Origin of the sequence: Rhizobium anhuiense, assembly GCF_003985145.1 — a bacterium.
Taxonomy (GTDB): Bacteria; Pseudomonadota; Alphaproteobacteria; order Rhizobiales; family Rhizobiaceae; genus Rhizobium; species Rhizobium anhuiense.
The window spans coordinates 1-17,966 of sequence record NZ_ML133540.1 but is presented as its reverse complement, the minus strand read 5'-3'; the positions used below and the strand labels follow the sequence as shown (position 1 = coordinate 17,966).

Genomic DNA, 17,966 nt, shown 5'->3' with positions numbered 1-17,966 from the left:
CCAACTCCTTTCCCATGAGGAGCCAATCCCATCGATCGCATCGGTCATGCAAACTTCAAGGTGGGACCACATCACTCTGCGGCGAGTTGCTTCGGTCTAAGACGAAGTGCGGCGGCGCGGCGATGGCCCTCGAGTTTTTCGGTCGCGCTCTGGCGAACAGCTGCGGGAGCAACGGCGGCAACACCGCGTTCGTCCAGCCATTGGTGGGTAGCGATCTTCACGTAGGAGCCGACCCAGAGCCCGCCCGTGTAGCGCCCTGCACCCATCGTCGGCAGGGTATGGTTCGTGCCACAGCACTTGTCGGAATAGACGACACTGGCAAGTTCCCCAATGAAAATCGAGCCGTAGTTGCGTAGCTTCTGCGCGGTTGCCTGCGGATCACGGGTGTGGACCTGCAAGTGCTCCGTTGCGATGTGATCGGAGTAGGCAATCATCGCCTCTTCGTCCTCGACAACGGTGATCTCGCCGTAGTCCTTCCACGCGACCGCTGCCACCGGTGCCGTCGGCAGGGTTTCCAACTGATTGTGGACTTCGCTTAGAATGTCTTCAGCGAGTTTGCGGTCGGTTGTGACCACACCAACACGGGTGCGGACATCATGCTCGGCCTGGGCGAGCAGGTCCGTTGCGATCGTTACTGCATTGGCCGTTTCGTCAGCAACGACGAATATTTCGCTGGGACCGGCAAGCTGGTCGATACCGACCTGGCCGAACACCTGGCGCTTTGCTTCGTTAACGAAGGCATTGCCGGGCCCGACGATCTTGTCGACGGCCGGGATCGTCTCGGTGCCATATGCCATGGCGGCGATTGCTTGCGCGCCGCCGACGCGGAAGATGCGATCGGCGCCCGCGAGATGGCAGCCAGCGATCATGGCCGGGTGAGCATTTGGCGGAAGGCAAGCGATGACTTGGTCGCAGCCAGCGACCTTTGCCGGTACGATGGTCATCACCGGAGCCGAAAGAAGCGGGTAACGACCGCCCGGTACATAGCAGCCAACCGTTTCAATCGGGATTACACGATGACCGAGGTGAAGACCGGGAAGGCTCTCGATTTCGAGAGGCAAAATAGTGCCAAGTTGCGCCTCGGCGAAGCGACGGACATTGGCAATCGCGAACTCGGTGTCTTCGCGGGTCTGCGGATCAAGATCAGCAACAGCCTTCAGCTTTTCTTCCTCGGTGACCTCGAAGTTTGCGACGTCAGCCTTGTCGAAGGCGAGGGAGTATTCGCGAACCGCCGCGTCACCTCGCTTGCGGACATTTGCGATGATCTCCTTTACGGTTGTTTCGACTTGCGCTGTATCGGAGACGGCGTCCCTGGTCGGTTGCTTCAGCTGGACGAATTTGCCTTTCAACGCTTCAAGACGCGGCGTCATCAAAATCTCCTGAAATTGGGATAATCCACGCCAGCATCGTGGAAGCTCAGCGGCCCGGCAATCGCCAGTCAACCGCCTGTTCAGTATATTCACCAGCATTTAGCCTGTATGTTGCATCTGGTCTTCCCTTCGACATGGATGGTGTCGTTGTGGGTCTGGTTGAATGATACGGGGAGAGCTGTCACATGCCCAAGATCGGGAGCAAGCTGCATGAGTTGCGCCGTCGCCGCAATTTGAGTGCTCGAGAACTGGCCGCCCGTTCAGGGATATCTCATTCAACAATTTCCCTTATTGAACGAGATCGGATGAGCCCCTCGATTGATACGCTCAGCGCGGTGCTCGAAGCCTTGGGCACGACAATGCCTGGCTTCTTCTCCGATTTGCAGTCGACCCTTCCATACTCTCCGTTCTACGCGTCTGTTGACCTGGCCGAGATTGGAAAGGTCGATACAATTTCATATAGGGTTATCGGACTGGATCATCCAAACCGACAGTTGTTGATGTTGCACGAGCGCTATGCGCCCGGCGCTGATACAGGCGAGGAGTTTTCACACGCCGCGCAGGAGGCTGGCATGGTGCTATCGGGGAAGGTGGAGGTCACGGTTGGAGATCAGAAACGAGTGCTGCAACCGGGTGACGGATACTATTTCGACAGCCGGCTGCCTCACCGCTTTCGCAACGTCGATGACCGACAGAGCGAAATCCTCAGCGCGATCACGCCGCCCACCTACTAGTCTCGGACCTCCAAACAGATGGTGAGAATAATAACCAGAGTGGTCAGGGCTGCTTCCCAAATGCTTGAAACGTGATTTCCTATTGGGCAGTCCAGAACTCAGGGAAATGACCGTTCAAGGCTGAAGCTACGTACGCTTAAGGCGTCCGCTCTGCCAAACAGGCGCGTACCCTTACACTGCTTGAGTGGGAGCCTTAGTCAAGGAGGAAGAAAGCATGAATACATCAGTACTTGCCATCGCCATCAGTACCGCGCTGGGCTGGTCAGTAGTGGCAACATCCGCCTGGGCACAAACTGTGCCTGAAAACCTAAACGGAACTGGAGAGGTCGTTGTTACATCTGGAGGTGGCGCTTGGGAGGCTGCTCAACGCAAAGCCTTCTTTGAGCCGTTCACTCGTGACACGGGGATCAAAGTTGTCGTCGTGCCGCAAGACGACGGCAAGATGTTGGCTTCAATTAAACTGGGTCAACCGGCCGCAGACATAACTGAGATAAATGGAGGTTCGTTACCTACCTGGGTCAATAAATCCGCAGCTGAAGAAATTGACTACAGCCTCTTCGGGAAGGATACACTGAATGGTATGCCCGATTATCTAAAGTCCAAGTATGGGGTCGGCGCTGTTATATTCTCGTTGAACGTAGCCTATAACACTAGGATGTTCTCTGAAGAGAATGCTCCAAGGAATTGGGTAGATTTCTACAACGTTGATGCATATCCAGGTAAACGAGGCCTTCCGAAATGTGAAAGTCTGTTAAACGGGGGGCTGTTAGAAACAGCACTCTTGGGTGACGGTGTTTCGCCTCAAGCGCTTTATCCTCTCGACGTGGAGCGCGCGTTTGCGAAGATCACAAAAATGAAACCGAATGTTGGCCGTTGGTGGGTCGCTGGCGCGGACGCGCCTCAAAGCCTTGTGAGCGGTGAGGTCGATATGGCTGCTTCCTACAATGGTAGGATCATAAGTGCAAAAAAGCAGGGAGCGCCACTCGCCCTATCTTGGGAACAAGCCTTGCTGCAATATGATTACTGGGTGGTGCTGAAAGATGCACCCAACAAGGAAAATGCTTTTAAATTCCTGGCCTATATTTCCCAAGCGAAGCCCCAGGCGGCATTCTCCACAGAAATTCCGTACGGTCCAATAAATAGCGACGCATTCGCGCTACTGTCAAAGGATCTGGTTGAAGCCCTTCCGGGCGCGCCCGAGCGGAAAGGCAAAGAAATCCCGCAGAACTATGAATGGTGGGGTCAGACACAAGCTGACGGACGCACTAACTATGAGCTAGCGCTTGAGCGTTGCGTGTCAATTCTTTCCCAATGAGAGTACCTGGCACCCCTTTGGCGGATTGAGGCAAGGTTGTTTTGGAAATTCGTCGACACCTTCTCGTAGGAGGTGTCGACGCCAGGTGCCAAGTCAAACGAACCTCTACGTCATTGTATTTTTCGGCTGCAACTTCTCGTTAGTCAGGGAAAGTCCCTAACGAGATAGCGGCTTTGCTCGCGGCAGCATGTTGTTCGGGACTCATGAAATATTTGGCCCCAGAGCGGTGATAGAGATTGATCTATTGATTTCTTGAAGAAGCCATTCCTGAAACTCCACTGCGAGCCCTAGCGTTCGCTTCTGCTCGGGGCGAACGATATAGTACGCATTCTCCGTTTGCATTGATAGAGGGACAAACGGGGCCAGCGTGCCGGAGGCAAGCTCATCTTCAACCAAATATGTAGGGAGGAGAGCGACTCCAAGGCCCGCGACCGCAGCCGAAATGATCATGGAGAATTGATCAAATCGCGGACCCTGATACGCGCGCGGAATCCGTATGCCGTGATGGGCGGACCAGTCAGACCACAGCTTTGGTCTTGTCGTCAAGTGCAACAATTGCGCACTGCAGAAAGGGTCGTTCGTTGCCGCACGAGTCCTCTCTTGAAAAGCCGGGCTTGCAACAGGCAAAACGGATTCGTTGCACAAGAACGTGGCGGTTGCACCTGCCCATGTGGGCTGCCCGAAATGAATCGCCATATCAAAATTCTCCTCGGCGAAACTGAACGGGCTCGAGCGGGACTCAACGCATATAGCAACGTCGGAATGATCGGCAATGAACCTTCCGAGCTTGGGAACAAGCCACTTGGCCCCGAAAGTCGGCAGTGTGGCAATTCGCAGGGACGAACTCATGGTTCCGGCTGCTACGGCTCCAATCATCAGCCGCTCAGACTGCACTAGAAGCTGTCTGACTTCAGGCAACAGTTTCTGTCCTGCGTCAGAAAGCACGACACGACGTTTGATGCGCTCGAATAGCCGAAGTCCAGTTTGCTGTTCAAGTTCAGCTATCTGCCTGCTAATGGCACCCTGGGTGAGATTGAGTTCTTCAGCTGCTCTGGAGAAGTTCTCGTGACGCGCAGCGCATTCGAATGCCTGCAGATTTATGATGTCCGGGATCATGGCTCTTCGCATATACATTCCAATCGCTCATTAATTTAACCGAATATCTCACAACACGGCTACGAAAATCCGGGTTACGGTGATGAAAGTGAATGATAAGCGCTAACTACAGGAATTTCCACCATGCCGGAGAAGGTTTCCGCAAGCGACATCCGGGCTTCCTTTTCGAGTGCGATGTCCGCAATGTATCGAGAAGAAGTTCCGGCATATGGCACACTCATGGAGTTGGTCGCTCGCGTGAACCAACAGGCGCTGGCCAGCGATCCGGAGCTGAAATCCCGTCTCGAAGCGACTGACAACTTGCAGCGCATTTCCGAGGAGCGGCACGGGGCCATCCGGCTCGGCACCGCAGCTGAGCTTGCAATGATGGGTCGCATCTTCGCGGTGATGGGAATGTATCCGGTCGGCTATTATGATCTGTCGACCGCGGCTGTTCCTGTTCACTCGACGGCTTTCCGGCCGGTTGGGGAAGAGGCGCTGAAGCGCAATCCCTTCCGCGTATTTACCTCGCTCCTGCGCCTCGACCTGATCGCGGACGAAGACCTGCGGCGAGAGGCGCAGGCCGTTCTTGCCGAGCGCCAGATCTTCACGCATGGTGCTGTTTCCCTGACGGAAAAGGCGGAGAGGGAAAGCGGGTTCGGAAAGGAAGATGCTGCCCGTTTCGTATCGGAAGTACTGGAGACCTTCCGCTGGCACGAAAAGGCCAATGTAGAGCTTTCCATGTACCATCGCCTTCACGACGCCCACCGATTGTTAGCGGATGTCGTTTCGTTCAAGGGGCCGCACATCAACCACCTGACGCCCCGCACCCTGGACATCGACAAGGTGCAAGCGCTTATGCCGGAATATGGCATTGCGCCCAAGGCTGTGATCGAAGGTCCGCCCACACGCAAATGCCCGATCCTTCTGCGCCAGACGTCGTTCAAGGCTCTGGAAGAGCCAGTTTCTTTCCAGGATGGCAAGGGGGGCTGGCAGGCTGCCACCCATACGGCCCGCTTCGGCGAGATCGAGCAGCGCGGCGTCGCATTGACTCCGAATGGCCGCGCCCTTTACGACAAGCTGCTGAACGACACTCGCAAGATCGTACGTCCGGCCGCCGATGGCTCCAATGCCGCAGCTTATGCGGCCGCACTTGCCGATACGTTCAAGGCTTTTCCAGATGATTGGGCGTCAATCCGCTCCAAGGGTCTCGGTTACTTCACTTATGCAGTGACCGAAAAGGTTGGGCGTACGGCGTCGGTCGATCTCGATACGTTGATCGCCGAAGGCTTTATCCGCTTCGATCCCATCGTCTATGAAGACTTTCTGCCCGTCAGTGCGGCCGGAATCTTCCAGTCAAATCTGGGCGACGGTGCTCAGCAGGAATTCGAAGCGAGCCCGAACCAGGTGCGATTCGCAGCTGGCCTCGGAGCACAAGTTTTGAACGAATTCGATCACTACGAAGGCATCGAAAAGGCGTCGATCGAAGCCTGCCTTAATGCGATTCAGAAGCGTTCTGCCGCCGAGTGACCGGCCGAACCAACCGTTTTCCGGAGTTTCCATAGATGAACAATGTTCCTGTAAATCTCTCCCTCAAGGCGGAAGCTGCTTCCATTCTGAACCGCCTCGACGTGGATAAAGCCGCCTACACTGGCGGGAACCTTAGCTCCTTCTCTCCCGTCACAGGCGAGCAGACCGGCAGTCTGAAAACAGTGTCTGCAACTGAAGCAGTTCAGATTGTCGATCGCGCAGATGTTGCATTCCGCGCATGGCGTCTGGTGCCTGCGCCGAAGCGTGGGGAACTGGTACGACTGTTTGGTGAGGAACTGCGCGCTGCCAAGGCCGATCTGGGCCGTCTCGTGTCCATCGAGGCAGGCAAGATCCCCTCCGAAGGCCTGGGCGAAGTACAGGAAATGATCGATATCTGCGATTTCGCGGTAGGCCTGTCTCGTCAGTTGTATGGTCTGACCATCGCCACGGAGCGCCCCGGTCACCGGATGATGGAAACCTGGCATCCGCTCGGTGTCATAGGGATCATCTCCGCCTTCAACTTCCCAATTGCCGTCTGGGCCTGGAACGCGGCTCTGGCGCTGGTTTGCGGCAACAGCGTCGTCTGGAAACCTTCCGAAAAAACACCCCTGACCGCGCTTGCCGCGCAGGGCATCCTCGAGCGCGCCCTGAAGCGCTTCGGTGATGCACCAGCTAATCTTGCGCAAGTGCTCATCGGCGATCGCACCGCAGGCGAAGTCTTGATCGATCACCCGAAAGTGCCGCTGGTCTCGGCAACTGGTTCTACCCGGATGGGCCGCGAGGTCGGTCCGCGTCTTGCCAAGCGTTTCGCCCGGGCCATTCTCGAACTGGGCGGCAACAATGGCGGTATCGTTTGTCCCTCCGCGGATCTCGACATGGCACTGCGTGCCATTGCCTTCGGCGCAATGGGCACGGCCGGCCAGCGCTGCACCACGCTGCGCCGCCTCTTCGTTCATGAAAGCGTCTATGACCAGCTCGTACCGCGCTTGAAGACGGCCTATTCCAGCGTTTCCGTCGGCAACCCGCTTGACGGAAGCGCCTTGGTCGGTCCGTTGATCGACAAACTGGCTTTTGAAGCGATGCAAAGAGCAATCGCCAAAGCCAAGACCCATGGTGGTGCGGTACATGGTGGCGAGCGGTTCGACGCCGGTAGCGCGGACGCCTATTATGTGAAGCCGGCCCTGGTGGAAATGCCCGCGCATGAAGGTCCGGTGCTGGAAGAGACTTTTGCACCAATTCTTTATGTCCTAAAGTACAGCGACTTCCATACTGTTCTGGCCGACCACAATGCAGTAGGTGCCGGTCTCTCCTCGTCGATCTTCACGCTGGACATGCGCGAAGCCGAGCGTTTCCTGGCGGCGGATGGTTCAGATTGCGGCATCGCAAATGTGAATATCGGCACCTCCGGCGCTGAAATTGGCGGGGCATTCGGCGGAGAAAAAGAAACCGGCGGGGGCCGTGAGTCCGGTTCCGACGCGTGGAAGGCCTATATGCGCCGCGCCACCAACACGATCAACTATTCGAAAGCCTTGCCGCTAGCGCAGGGTGTCTCCTTCATTATTGAATAGAGCTCTACGCCATGATGATCTCAGTAGACATTGGTGAGGCGGGCTTCCGACCCGCCGCGCGGATCGCCTCTGTCGGCGTTTCGAAAATCCTGCAAATTGGCGCCAAAGCCGCAGCGATGAAGCGAGAGGGCTTCCCCGTCATCATTCTCGGCGCGGGCGAGCCGAATTTCGACACACCGGACCATATCAAGCAGGCTGCGAAGGCGGCCATCGACGCAGGTGAGACCAAATATACCGCGCTTGATGGTTCGCCGGCTCTCAAGCAGGCGGCCTGCGCGAAGTTTAAGCGGGAAAACGGCATCGACTACGCCATCGACGAAGTGACCGCCGGCGCCGGCGCCAAGCAGATCCTATTCAACGCCTTCATGGCGACCATAGATCCGGGAGACGAGGTTATCATACCCACGCCCTGCTGGACCTCCTATTCCGACATTGTGGAAGTCTGCGGCGGTACATCTGTTCTGGTGCCGTGCGATGCGGCGGCCGGGTTTCGTCTTCAGGCCGAACAACTTGAGAACGCGATTACGCCAAGGACCCGCTGGGTGCTGTTGAACTCGCCGTCCAATCCGTCCGGCGCGGCCTACAGTGCGGCGGATTACCAGCCCCTGATCGATGTACTACTACGTCATCCGCATATCTGGCTGATGGTGGACGATATGTATGAGCATATCGTCTATGACGGATTTGAGTTCGTTACACCGGTGGCACTCGAACCGCGGCTCAAAGAGCGAGCGCTCACGGTAAATGGTGTGTCCAAAGCTTACGCGATGACCGGCTGGCGTATCGGCTATGCCGGTGGCCCTAAGGCGCTGATCAAGGCCATGGCGGTCATCCAAAGCCAAGCGACGTCCTGCCCGTGCTCGATCAGTCAGGCAGCTGCTATTGCCGCGCTCAACGGTCCACAAGAGTTCCTGAAGGACCGCCAGGCAAGTTTCAAGCGACGTCGCGATCTGGTGGTCGGTCGACTCAATGCCATTCCGGGTCTGGAATGCCGCACACCCGAGGGAGCATTCTATACCTTTTCGAGCTGCGCCGGTATACTGAACAAGGTCACCCCGAATGGAAAGACCATCGCCACTGATGCTGACTTTACTGATTACCTCCTGGAAGACGCACAGGTAGCTGTGGTGCCCGGTTCTGCTTTCGGTCTTTCCCCCTTCTTCCGCATTTCCTATGCGACATCGGAGGAGGAACTGGTCGAAGCGCTGAACCGCATCGAACGGGCTTGTGCGGCTCTGAAAGGATCAATTCTCCCGCCATGATTCCATGCCTCGATCGCCCAGCTTCCATCGCTGACGCTCCTGTCAGCTTCTCCGAGCGTCTGATCGAGGCGGGCTTTCGCGGCGATATTGAAACGCGGGCGGCCTCCCGCACGGTCTATGCTACGGATAACTCCATCTATCAGGTGGAGCCGCAGGCGATTGTCTTTCCCCGCGATGCGGAAGACATGCAAATCATCGCCCGCACCCTTTCGGAGCCAGCTTTCCTCACCATCGTCATCGCCCCGCGTGGTGGTGGCACAGGCACCAACGGCCAAGCTCTGACCGATGGCGTAGTCGTCGATTGTTCACGGCACATGAACCGTATTCTCGAAATCGACCCGATGCGACGTACGGCTTGCGTTGAGGCGGGCGTCGTCAAGGACCAACTCAACAGGGAGCTGAAGCCGCATGGATTATTCTTCGCGCCGGAACTTTCCACCTCGAACCGGGCGACGATCGGCGGTATGATTTCCACCGATGCCTGCGGGCAGGGCTCCTGCCTCTATGGCAAGACGTCGAACCATGTTCTGGGTCTGCGGGTCGTGCTGACGGACGGCTCGGATTTCTGGTCACGCCCGCTCGAAAACGCGGAGCTTACGGAGATATGTGCGCGCGATGACCGCATCGGTGAAGTGCATCGGATCGTGGAGCGCATCACGTGGGAAACGCAGGAGCGGGTCGCCGAGGTCTTCCCAAATCTCAACCGGTACATGACCGGCTACGATCTGGCGCATGTGCGACGACAGGACGGGTTTTTTGATCTCAACGCCGTGCTGTGCGGGTCGGAGGGAACCCTCGCCCTGATTGCTGAGGCCGAACTCAATCTCATGCCGCTTCCTGCCGAGGTGGCCCTCATCAACGTCCGTTATAGCGATTTCAATGCTGCGCTGGAAGATGCCCGCAACCTGGTTTCCCTCGGCGTCGCCTCGATCGAAACGGTTGACGAGAAAGTTCTCGATCTTGCCAAGGGCGATATTGTGTGGAACGCGATCGGCCGTTTCTTTCCCTCCGACGGGGAGCGGGCGGCAAACGGCATCAACATCGTCGAAATCTTGGCTGGCGGCCCCGACGAACTTGAGCAAAAGATCGCGGAGGTCGCTACCACGCTCGAGGCGCGGCCCGGTGCAAACCGGTTGGGATTCACGGTGGCGCGCGGCCATGCCGATGCCGAGGCGATCTGGACCATGCGCAAACGCGCGGTGGGCTTGCTCGGCAATGTCGAAGGATCGATTCGGCCGGTGCCGTTCGTCGAGGACACCGCCGTGCCGCCTGAGCATTTGGCCGCCTATATCCGCGAGTTTCGCGATCTTCTCGATAGGGCAGGCGTGTCCTACGGCATGTTCGGCCATGTCGATGCTGGAGTGCTGCATGTCCGCCCGGCTCTTGATCTGGTTCGACCGGATCACACAGCCCTGGTTCGCCAAATTAGTGATGAGGTGGTGGCGCTCACCCGCAAATATGGCGGCGTGTTATGGGGCGAGCATGGCAAGGGCGTGCGTTCGGAATATGTGCCGGAATTCTTCGGAGACCTTTACCCTTGCCTGCAGGACATCAAGCGCGGCTTCGATCCGCAAAACCGGCTCAATCCAGGCAAGATCACCAGCATCAACGGAAGACCTTTGCTGAAGATCGATGAGGTGCCGCTCCGCGGCGGTTTCGACAGGATTATTGGGCACGAAATCCGCGCCGCGTTCGACAACGCCGCCTATTGCAATGGCAATGGTGCCTGTTTCGATTTTGATGAAACCAGTCCTATGTGCCCTTCCTACAAGGCGACACGGGATCGGCGTCAATCGCCCAAAGGACGAGCATCACTCATGCGCGAATGGCTGCGAATGCTGGCCGAGAAAAATATTGATCCACGGAGAGAAGCAGAGGGTTTGCGCAAGGCCGGCAGGCTGTGGCAACTGCCACGCCGTATCGTCAATTCATTTTCCCCGGTAAACGCGGGCGATTTCTCGCATGAGGTCAAGGCGGCGATGGACAGTTGCCTCGCCTGCAAAGCCTGCGCCGGGCAATGTCCTATTAAGGTGAGTGTCCCCTCTTTCCGGGCCAAGTTTTTGGAGATCTACCATGGCCGCTATCTGCGGCCCCTCAAGGACCCGCTCGTTGCATCCATCGAAACAATGCTGCCGATGATGGCGCGTGTGCGGCCGCTATATAACCTCGTCGCAGGCACTGTGCCTGGCAAGGCACTGACGCGTCTGGCTGGGCTGACGGCACTTCCACATTTGCCCGCAGTATCGCTACCCAAGGAAGCCAGGCGGCTGGGAGTGGCCATTGCGCATGCCGAGGACCTGACACGGTTCTCCAATGCAAAACTGTCCCGGACAGTCGTATTCGTGCCGGATGTCTTCACCTCCTATTTCGATCCGGATGTCGCACTGGCGGCGATCAGCCTTGCCCGCAAGCTGGGCTATGAGCCTTTGCTTGCCGCCCCGCACATCAACGGGAAAGCGCTGCATGTGCATGGCTATCTCGGCCGCTTTGAAAGGGCGGCAAGAGGAACGTCCGTCTACCTGAAAGGGCTTACTGACCTTGGCGTAACATTAGTTGGCATTGATCCTTCAATGACGCTTGCCTTCCGCAGCGAATATAGCGCGGTGCCCGGCAAGCCCCTAGGGGCCGATGTAGCCCTGCCGCAAGAGTGGCTTGCAAATGTTCTAGCAGAGCAACCTCTAGCCAAATCCATCGAAGGTATACGTTACACGCTCATGCCCCATTGCACGGAAAGAACCAACGCGCCTGCCGCCATCGGGCAGTGGAAGGCGGTATTCGCGCAATTGGGTATTGAACTCGCAGTTGCCGAGACGGGGTGTTGCGGGATGGCGGGCACGTTTGGGCACGAGACGCGCAACAGAAGATTATCGAAAGCGCTCTATGAAATGAGTTGGAAGTCTCCAATCGCAGGCCGACAAAAAGGGGACGTTGTCATGGTCACTGGATATTCCTGCCGGTCGCAGGTCAAGACCCTTGACGCTGTTGGTCTTGAGCATCCCCTTCAAGTCATAGAACGCCTTGTCAATTTCAAAGTATAGATACTGGCGTCGCAATCAGCGGCGAGGCGCATCTAGCTGGATGTATTTAGAGCGTTTCAGGTTTTGACGGAAGCGTATCCGGCATTGGCGAAGTAGTTGCTGCATTCGCTGGGCTCGATGGTTTTGACGGGGTGTCCGATGTGGCGCCAGGTGTCATCGATGGTTCGCTTCTGAGCCAGGCGCATCCAGTGCTTGATTTTGGCGAAAGCCCGTTCGATTGGATTGAGGTCGGGGGAGTACGGCGGCAAGTACCAGAGCCGAGCACCAGCGTTGCGGATCATCTGACGGATGGCGACCGACTTGTGGGAGCCGAGATTATCCATCACGACGATGTCGCCGGGTTTGAGCACCAGTACGAGTTGCTGCTCGACATAGGCGCGAAAGCACTCACCGTTGATCGGTCCATCGAAGACACAGGGTGCGGTGAGCCGATCGCAGCGCAACGCGCCGAGGAAAGTCAGGGTGCGCCAATGTCCGTGCGGGGCGAAGCTGCGCAGGCGTTTGCCCTTCGGCCCCCACCCTCGAAGCGGCGCCATGTTGGTCTTGATCCAGGTTTTATCGATGAAGACCAGCCGTCTTGGATCGAGGCCAGCCTGCCAGGATCGCCAGCGCTGTCGCCGTCGCGCGACGTCAGCGCGCGCCTGCTCAAGGGCGAACAGTGGTTTTTTTGAACCGCAATCCCTCACGCCGCAGGAACTGCCATACCGTATCGTGGGATACCTTCACCCCTCGCGCGGCCAGCTCTTCCTTCAACCTGTGCAGTGACACATGCGGCGTCTGGTTGATCCGCTCCACGATAAACGTCCGGTGCGGTTCCAGAACCCGCTTGCGGTGGCCGCCCATCTTCCCAGGCGCGACAGATCCGCTCGAACGATAACGCTGCGACCACTTTACCGCTGAAGACACGGCAATACCGAACCGCGCCGCAACCGACCGGCAGCTCTCACCGGCTTCGATTGCAGCAACAACACGCTCACGAAGATCATTGGAAAGAGGTCGCGTCATTCGATGCTGGCCTCCACTCCAGCCAGCATCTTGAATCACAAAACACACAAAAACGGAATCCCTGCCGATTCAACTAAATCCAGATACGCTCTAGCGGCTTAGCCGGGTGGACATGATGATCGAGGAAAGCGTTCGCTCAACGCCATCGATCATTCCGATCCCGTCGACGAGTTGATCAAGTTCCGAAATCGACGGAGCTTCGAGAACCGCAATTAGATCGAATGTGCCGCTCACCGAATGCAGTGATTTCACACCATGGATTGCCTGCAGCGAAACGCAAACCTGTGATAAGACTTTTGGCGCGAGCGTGATCATGACATGCGCTTTCGCAAGACCTGATTGATACTCATCGGACAGTCTCACGTTATATCCGGCAATGACCCCTTCACGCTCCAGGCGATCAAGTCTGGACTGAACGGTCGTTCTCGACAAACCGAGCTTTTTGGCAAGGCTCGCCACGGGCGCGCGCGCATCCTCGCCAAGCAAATCGAGCAGTTCGCGGTCTTTTTCCGTTACATTCATCAGAACCTCTGCATTCAGACTATCCAATACGGCGAAGTGCTTAAAACAAGCCAACAAAAATAGCAATGTGACCCTATGATATGGCGTGTGATCTAGTCAAACTGACAACATTCAAATCCTGAAGCGAAGGGGACTGAAATGAAGGATATAATGGTCATTGGCGCAGGTAAGATCGGTGGCGCCATCGCATTGATGCTGGCCGAAACAGGCAATTACAATGTCGTCGTAACCGATCGTGATCAGGCGCAGATCAACAAGCTCGACAAGCATCCTGCGATTTCCGGAAAAGTCGTTGATATCACCGACATCGGGGCACTCGTAGTGATGCTTCGCGGGAAGTTCGCCGTTCTGTCCGCGGCGCCCTTCAACCTGACCGGCAAAGTCGCCGAGGCTGCACTGGAAGCCTCGGTGCATTACCTTGACCTGACGGAAGATGTCGCAACGACCAAGAAGGTCGAGGAGCTCTCCGAAGGTGCAGATGTTGCTTTCATTCCCCAGTGTGGCCTCGCGCCCGGCTTTATCTCGATTGTTGCCAACGACCTTGCCAAGCGCTTTGACACGCTGGATAGCGTGCGCATGCGCGTTGGAGCCTTGCCGCAATATCCGTCGAACGCTCTGAACTACAATCTGACCTGGAGCACGGATGGTCTGATCAACGAATACATCGAGCCATGTGAGGCGATTGTTGAGGGCAAGTTCATTACAGTGCCGGCCATGGAAGAGCGCGAAGAATTCTCGCTGGATGGTGTTACCTACGAGGCATTTAACACATCTGGTGGTCTCGGCACCCTGGCCAAGACGCTGGAGGGCCGCGTTCGGACGATGAACTACCGCACGATCCGCTACCCAGGCCATCAGGCAATAATCAAGGCGCTGCTGAACGACTTCAATCTCAAGAACCGCCGGGACGTGCTCAAGGACCTGTTCGAAAATGCTCTGCCGGCCACGATGCAGGACGTGGTCGTGATCTTCGTCACCGTGTGTGGCTGGAAAGAGGGCCGCTACATGCAGGAAACCTACGCCAACAAGGTTTATTCGGGTGTCGTCGCGGGCAAAACGATGAGCGCGATCCAAATCACGACGGCCGCCGGCATCACGACGGTTCTCGACCTCCTCGCCGATGGAAAACTGCCTCAGAAGGGCTTCGTTCGGCAGGAGGAAGTCGCGCTCGCAGATTTCCTGAACAATCGCTTTGGCCAGGTTTACGATCCTGAGGCCATGCGTCTGAAGAAGGCGGTCTAGTCCCTTGTCATGACTTCAGGCGCCTGGCGTTGATGGTGTCGGGCGTGTCGCTCTGAACGCGGGCTGCGGCTCACCCCTCGCAGGGTGGGGTTGGCAACCCGCCAGTCGTTTACAACAACAGAAGGCCCCAACGAGCATTGCCCGATGAATTCCGCCAGTTTCCTTGAAAGTGTCGACCAGAACTTCCGTCATGCCATGTCATTCCTCAATCTGGGGGAGGGACTGGCTGAACGGATCATCCAATGCAACTCGACCTACACGGTTCGCTTCGGCGTGCGCCTTCGTGGTCAAATGTACAGTTTCATCGGCTGGCGATCGGTCCACAGTGAGCACTGCGAACCGGTCAAAGGCGGCATCCGCTATGCCTCGAATGCCCGACGCCGATGAGGTCGAGGCTCTTGCCGCATTAGTGACGCTCAAGTGCTCGCTCGTCGACGTGCCATTCGGTGGCTCCAAGGGCGCACTGAAGATCGATCCGAGCGAGTGGTCGCCGCAGGAACTTGAGCGCATCACCCGCCGCTTTACCCAGGAACTGAACAAACGCTGCCTGATCGGTCCCGGTGTCAACGTTCCAGCCCCCGATATTGGCGGCACGGGCGAACGGGAAATGGCTTAGATGATGGATGAATTCCGCCGTGCCAATCCGACCGACGTCGTCAATGCTCGCGCTTGCGTCACCGGCAAGCCGCTGTCGAAGGGCGGGATCGCCGGCCGAACGGAGGCCACTGCTCGTGGCGTGCAATTCGCCATCCAGAGCTATCTTCGCGACACTCGCACGCAAGGTCTTGATGGCCGGCGCCATCTCAAAGGCGCGTCCGTTATCGTGCAAGGCTTCGGCAATGTCGGCTATCACGCCGCCAAGTTCCTATCCGAAGAGGACGGCGCACGCGTCAACGTTGTTGCTGATCGCGACGGCTACGTCGCCAACCCCGAAGGCCTTTCCATCGAAGCGCTCAAGCAGCACCAAATCGGCACCGGCAACATTCTCGGCTTTGAAGGCGCCAGGCCCTTTGCTGGCGACATGACTGAGATAGAACAGCGCTGCGACGTTCTCATCCCGGCGGCGACGGAAAATGCTATCCACGCCGAGAACGTCGAACGCATCAAGCCCCACCTCGTCGTCGAAGCGGCCAATGGTCCTGTCACCTTCGAGGCCGACAAGCTCCTCCGCTCCCGCGGCGTCACCATTCTCCCCGATCTCTATGTCAATGCCGGCGGTGTTGTCGTCAGTTACTTCGAGTGGGTCAAGAACCTGACGCATATCCCCTTCGGCCTGATGGAACGTCGTCGGCGCGAGCGACGCAACCAGACGATTGCGGCGGCGCTCGAGCGGATGACCGGCAGGGAGTTCCCCGCCGACATCCGCGACGAGTTCCTCGAACGCGGCGACGAAATAGATCTTGTCCGCTCCGGCCTCGAAGACGTCATGCGCAGCACTTGGGCACGCATCGGCGATCTTCTCGAGACACAGCCCGAACTCGGCGATTACCGGACCGCAGCCTATGTCGCTTCCATCCGGCAGGTCGCCGACACCTATGAGGCAATCGGGATTTAGTTCGGGGGCGCGGCATGCTAACAGGAGAGACGGATCAGCCGACGGCAGCGGACTTTACGGCCGAACTTCATGCGCGGCCGTCCATATATTTCGCCGGGCCGGCACTCGTCGAGCATTTCGCTCTGATGCCGGCTCAGTCGCCTGCTAGACAAACGGGCGGCTCCATATCTTTGGGCAAGCATGACACCGACCTTATAAAGACGCGTGTCGAGTATCACACAGAGTTCGTAACCGTCACACGCGTGACAATGCTCGATCACGAACCGGAACAATGGCCGGCGCCAACGCTGGTGACGTCCGACATTCTCGCAATGCTCGGTCTGCCTTCGGCATCGATTATCGGTCAGGTCAGTATCCTGGTAATGGGGCCTGCGCCGGATGAATTGGGCGACTTCCTGCCGAAATTCGGGTTTGATGTCAGCGCCGCGTCAATGATCGGAGGAGGGGCTGGCCAAGTTTGCTCCGACTTCCGGGTTCGTTCTAACGGGTGGAGCCATACGCTGCTGTTCAACAAGGATTTGAACGCCTATCGGCTTGGGCGAATGGTCCGTAGAATCTACGAGGTAGAGACCTACCGCTCGATGGCGCTGCTTGGGTTGCCACTCGCACGAAGGCTCGCGCCGCGGCTTGCCGAGTTCGATGCGCGGCTTGGAGAATTGGCAGACCGCAATCAGTCGACGCCGGCAGATCAGCACAAGAACCTGCTCAACGAGATCTCGGAGCTTTCAGCCGCCATCATCACCGCTTCGGCGGAAACTCGCAGCCGCTTCGGCGCGACTGCGGCCTATGCTAAGATCGTCGAGGAACGCATCAGCGAGCTGCGCGAGACACATGTGCCGGGCTTCCAGCGCTTTGGTGTGTTCATCACCAGGCGTTTCAAGCCAGCGGTTCGCACCTGCGAGGCCGCAGCCCATAGGCTCGAGCAGTTGTCCGGTGCCACCTTGCATCTCCTGAACCTGCTCCAAACCCGCATCCAGGTCGAGGTCGAGTTCCACAATGCAATTCAGATCAGGTCGGTGGCTGAACGGGCAGCGACGCAGGTGAAGATCCAGCGCGCGGTCGAGGGGTTCTCAATCATCGCCATCAGCTACTACCTCGTCGGTCTCATCAAAACGGCTTTCGAGGCATGTCAACATGCCGGGTGGGAATTAAGCCCGCTGCTGATGCTTGGGTCGCTCCCGCTCGTGTTCGTGACTGTGACAGCCACAGTGCTTCGCGTGAAGCGTGCACTCGCGACCCATGAATAGAACTTATTTGCATCATTCAATTGAGGGACGCGGTGCCACCAGATACCCAAATTCCAGAAAGCAAATGAAATCTTGCAAAACTACGGCCCATCGGCATCAAAGCGATCGCAGCCGCATGCAAGAGTTTTACGGCGGCCACCTGACCAAGCCGGATCCAACTGGAGCCTGACGATGCTAGTCACACGTGGTTGGCCTCAGCGTAACCACGATACGAAACGATAAGGCATCCAAACCCGGGTGCCCAGGGGCAAGACATGGATCTCCGTCATCTCCGCTACGTGGCAGTCGCCGATAGTAAAAGCAACACACCTGAAGCCAACCATAGGTTCCATAAACTAGATTATGCGACGACCGTCTGTAGCCGCAAAGTTAAAGTGTCCTGTTTCTGCAAAGTTGGAATGTCACACTCCCCGCGTTTGATTGGCGCCGGGGAGATTGCCGATGGGACTGATAGCGATGAGCGAGCGTGATCTGCAGCGGATC

Annotated in this window: 12 protein-coding genes and 1 pseudogene; 9 read left to right on the top strand and 4 right to left on the bottom strand. The window is 57.4% G+C overall.

What is annotated here, in order from left to right:
• Window positions 1-71: 71 nt before the first annotated feature.
• Window positions 72-1,370, bottom strand: a complete 1,299-nt coding sequence (gene hisD / locus EEQ99_RS30865; protein ID WP_127431670.1) for a histidinol dehydrogenase — start codon at window positions 1,368-1,370, stop codon at window positions 72-74.
• Between the two features lie 185 nt (window positions 1,371-1,555).
• Between hisD and EEQ99_RS30860 the strand changes: the two genes are divergently transcribed.
• Complete coding sequence (locus tag EEQ99_RS30860; protein WP_127431669.1) at window positions 1,556-2,104, top strand: cupin domain-containing protein; 549 nt, start codon at window positions 1,556-1,558, stop codon at window positions 2,102-2,104.
• A gap of 214 nt (window positions 2,105-2,318) precedes the next feature.
• Window positions 2,319-3,419: an ABC transporter substrate-binding protein gene (locus tag EEQ99_RS30855; RefSeq protein ID WP_127431668.1), complete on the top strand. Its 1,101-nt coding sequence runs from the start codon at window positions 2,319-2,321 to the stop codon at window positions 3,417-3,419.
• Between the two features lie 201 nt (window positions 3,420-3,620).
• On the opposite strand, the gene EEQ99_RS30850 is transcribed toward EEQ99_RS30855, so the two are convergent.
• Entirely contained in the window at window positions 3,621-4,553 is a 933-nt protein-coding gene (locus EEQ99_RS30850; RefSeq protein ID WP_127431667.1) for a LysR family transcriptional regulator, read from the bottom strand.
• Window positions 4,554-4,658: 105 nt separating this feature from the next.
• Here EEQ99_RS30850 and hglS point away from each other — a divergent pair, with 105 nt between their 5' ends.
• The 4 genes from hglS to ydiJ are packed head-to-tail and all read left to right on the top strand — an operon-like array spanning window position 4,659 to window position 11,912.
• The gene (gene hglS, locus EEQ99_RS30845; RefSeq protein ID WP_127431666.1) at window positions 4,659-6,044 is read left to right on the top strand and encodes a 2-oxoadipate dioxygenase/decarboxylase HglS; all 1,386 of its coding nucleotides are present in this window, start codon (window positions 4,659-4,661) and stop codon (window positions 6,042-6,044) included.
• 35 nt (window positions 6,045-6,079) lie between these two features.
• On the top strand, window positions 6,080-7,612 hold the full coding sequence (gene amaB / locus EEQ99_RS30840; RefSeq protein WP_127431665.1) for an L-piperidine-6-carboxylate dehydrogenase: 1,533 nt from the start codon (window positions 6,080-6,082) through the stop codon (window positions 7,610-7,612).
• Between the two features lie 11 nt (window positions 7,613-7,623).
• Window positions 7,624-8,874, top strand: coding sequence for a pyridoxal phosphate-dependent aminotransferase (locus tag EEQ99_RS30835; protein WP_127431664.1), 1,251 nt, complete (start codon window positions 7,624-7,626; stop codon window positions 8,872-8,874).
• On the top strand, window positions 8,871-11,912 hold the full coding sequence (gene ydiJ, locus EEQ99_RS30830; protein WP_127431663.1) for a D-2-hydroxyglutarate dehydrogenase YdiJ: 3,042 nt from the start codon (window positions 8,871-8,873) through the stop codon (window positions 11,910-11,912). Before EEQ99_RS30835 ends, ydiJ begins: the two co-directional genes overlap by 4 nt.
• A gap of 56 nt (window positions 11,913-11,968) precedes the next feature.
• Here ydiJ and EEQ99_RS30825 read toward each other — a convergent pair.
• Both EEQ99_RS30825 and EEQ99_RS30820 read right to left on the bottom strand, forming a co-directional pair.
• Window positions 11,969-12,917 (bottom strand): IS630 family transposase gene (locus EEQ99_RS30825; protein WP_127431662.1). Its coding sequence is split into 2 segments (ribosomal slippage): window positions 11,969-12,571 and window positions 12,573-12,917, totalling 948 coding nucleotides; the frame shifts between segments, so codons are not numbered across the junction.
• 90 nt (window positions 12,918-13,007) lie between these two features.
• Window positions 13,008-13,439, bottom strand: a complete 432-nt coding sequence (locus EEQ99_RS30820; protein ID WP_127431661.1) for an Lrp/AsnC family transcriptional regulator — start codon at window positions 13,437-13,439, stop codon at window positions 13,008-13,010.
• A gap of 138 nt (window positions 13,440-13,577) precedes the next feature.
• Between EEQ99_RS30820 and EEQ99_RS30815 the strand changes: the two genes are divergently transcribed.
• The 3 genes and pseudogenes from EEQ99_RS30815 to EEQ99_RS30805 all read left to right on the top strand — a co-directional run bounded on the left by EEQ99_RS30815 (window position 13,578) and on the right by EEQ99_RS30805 (window position 17,483).
• A complete protein-coding gene (locus tag EEQ99_RS30815; protein WP_127431660.1) occupies window positions 13,578-14,681 on the top strand; it encodes a saccharopine dehydrogenase family protein in 1,104 nt (367 codons plus the stop codon).
• Window positions 14,682-14,876: 195 nt separating this feature from the next.
• Window positions 14,877-16,236: pseudogene (locus EEQ99_RS30810) on the top strand (Glu/Leu/Phe/Val family dehydrogenase).
• Between the two features lie 14 nt (window positions 16,237-16,250).
• Complete coding sequence (locus EEQ99_RS30805) at window positions 16,251-17,483, top strand: DUF3422 domain-containing protein (protein WP_127431659.1); 1,233 nt, start codon at window positions 16,251-16,253, stop codon at window positions 17,481-17,483.
• Window positions 17,484-17,966: the final 483 nt, after the last annotated feature.

Coding starts and splice junctions, on each gene's coding strand:
- hisD (WP_127431670.1), bottom strand. CDS start 1,370: ATGACGCCGCGTCTTGAAGCGTTGAAAGGCAAATTCGTCCAGCTGAAG.
- EEQ99_RS30860 (WP_127431669.1), top strand. CDS start 1,556: ATGCCCAAGATCGGGAGCAAGCTGCATGAGTTGCGCCGTCGCCGCAAT.
- EEQ99_RS30855 (WP_127431668.1), top strand. CDS start 2,319: ATGAATACATCAGTACTTGCCATCGCCATCAGTACCGCGCTGGGCTGG.
- EEQ99_RS30850 (WP_127431667.1), bottom strand. CDS start 4,553: ATGTATATGCGAAGAGCCATGATCCCGGACATCATAAATCTGCAGGCA.
- hglS (WP_127431666.1), top strand. CDS start 4,659: ATGCCGGAGAAGGTTTCCGCAAGCGACATCCGGGCTTCCTTTTCGAGT.
- amaB (WP_127431665.1), top strand. CDS start 6,080: ATGAACAATGTTCCTGTAAATCTCTCCCTCAAGGCGGAAGCTGCTTCC.
- EEQ99_RS30835 (WP_127431664.1), top strand. CDS start 7,624: ATGATGATCTCAGTAGACATTGGTGAGGCGGGCTTCCGACCCGCCGCG.
- ydiJ (WP_127431663.1), top strand. CDS start 8,871: ATGATTCCATGCCTCGATCGCCCAGCTTCCATCGCTGACGCTCCTGTC.
- EEQ99_RS30820 (WP_127431661.1), bottom strand. CDS start 13,439: ATGAATGTAACGGAAAAAGACCGCGAACTGCTCGATTTGCTTGGCGAG.
- EEQ99_RS30815 (WP_127431660.1), top strand. CDS start 13,578: ATGAAGGATATAATGGTCATTGGCGCAGGTAAGATCGGTGGCGCCATC.
- EEQ99_RS30805 (WP_127431659.1), top strand. CDS start 16,251: ATGCTAACAGGAGAGACGGATCAGCCGACGGCAGCGGACTTTACGGCC.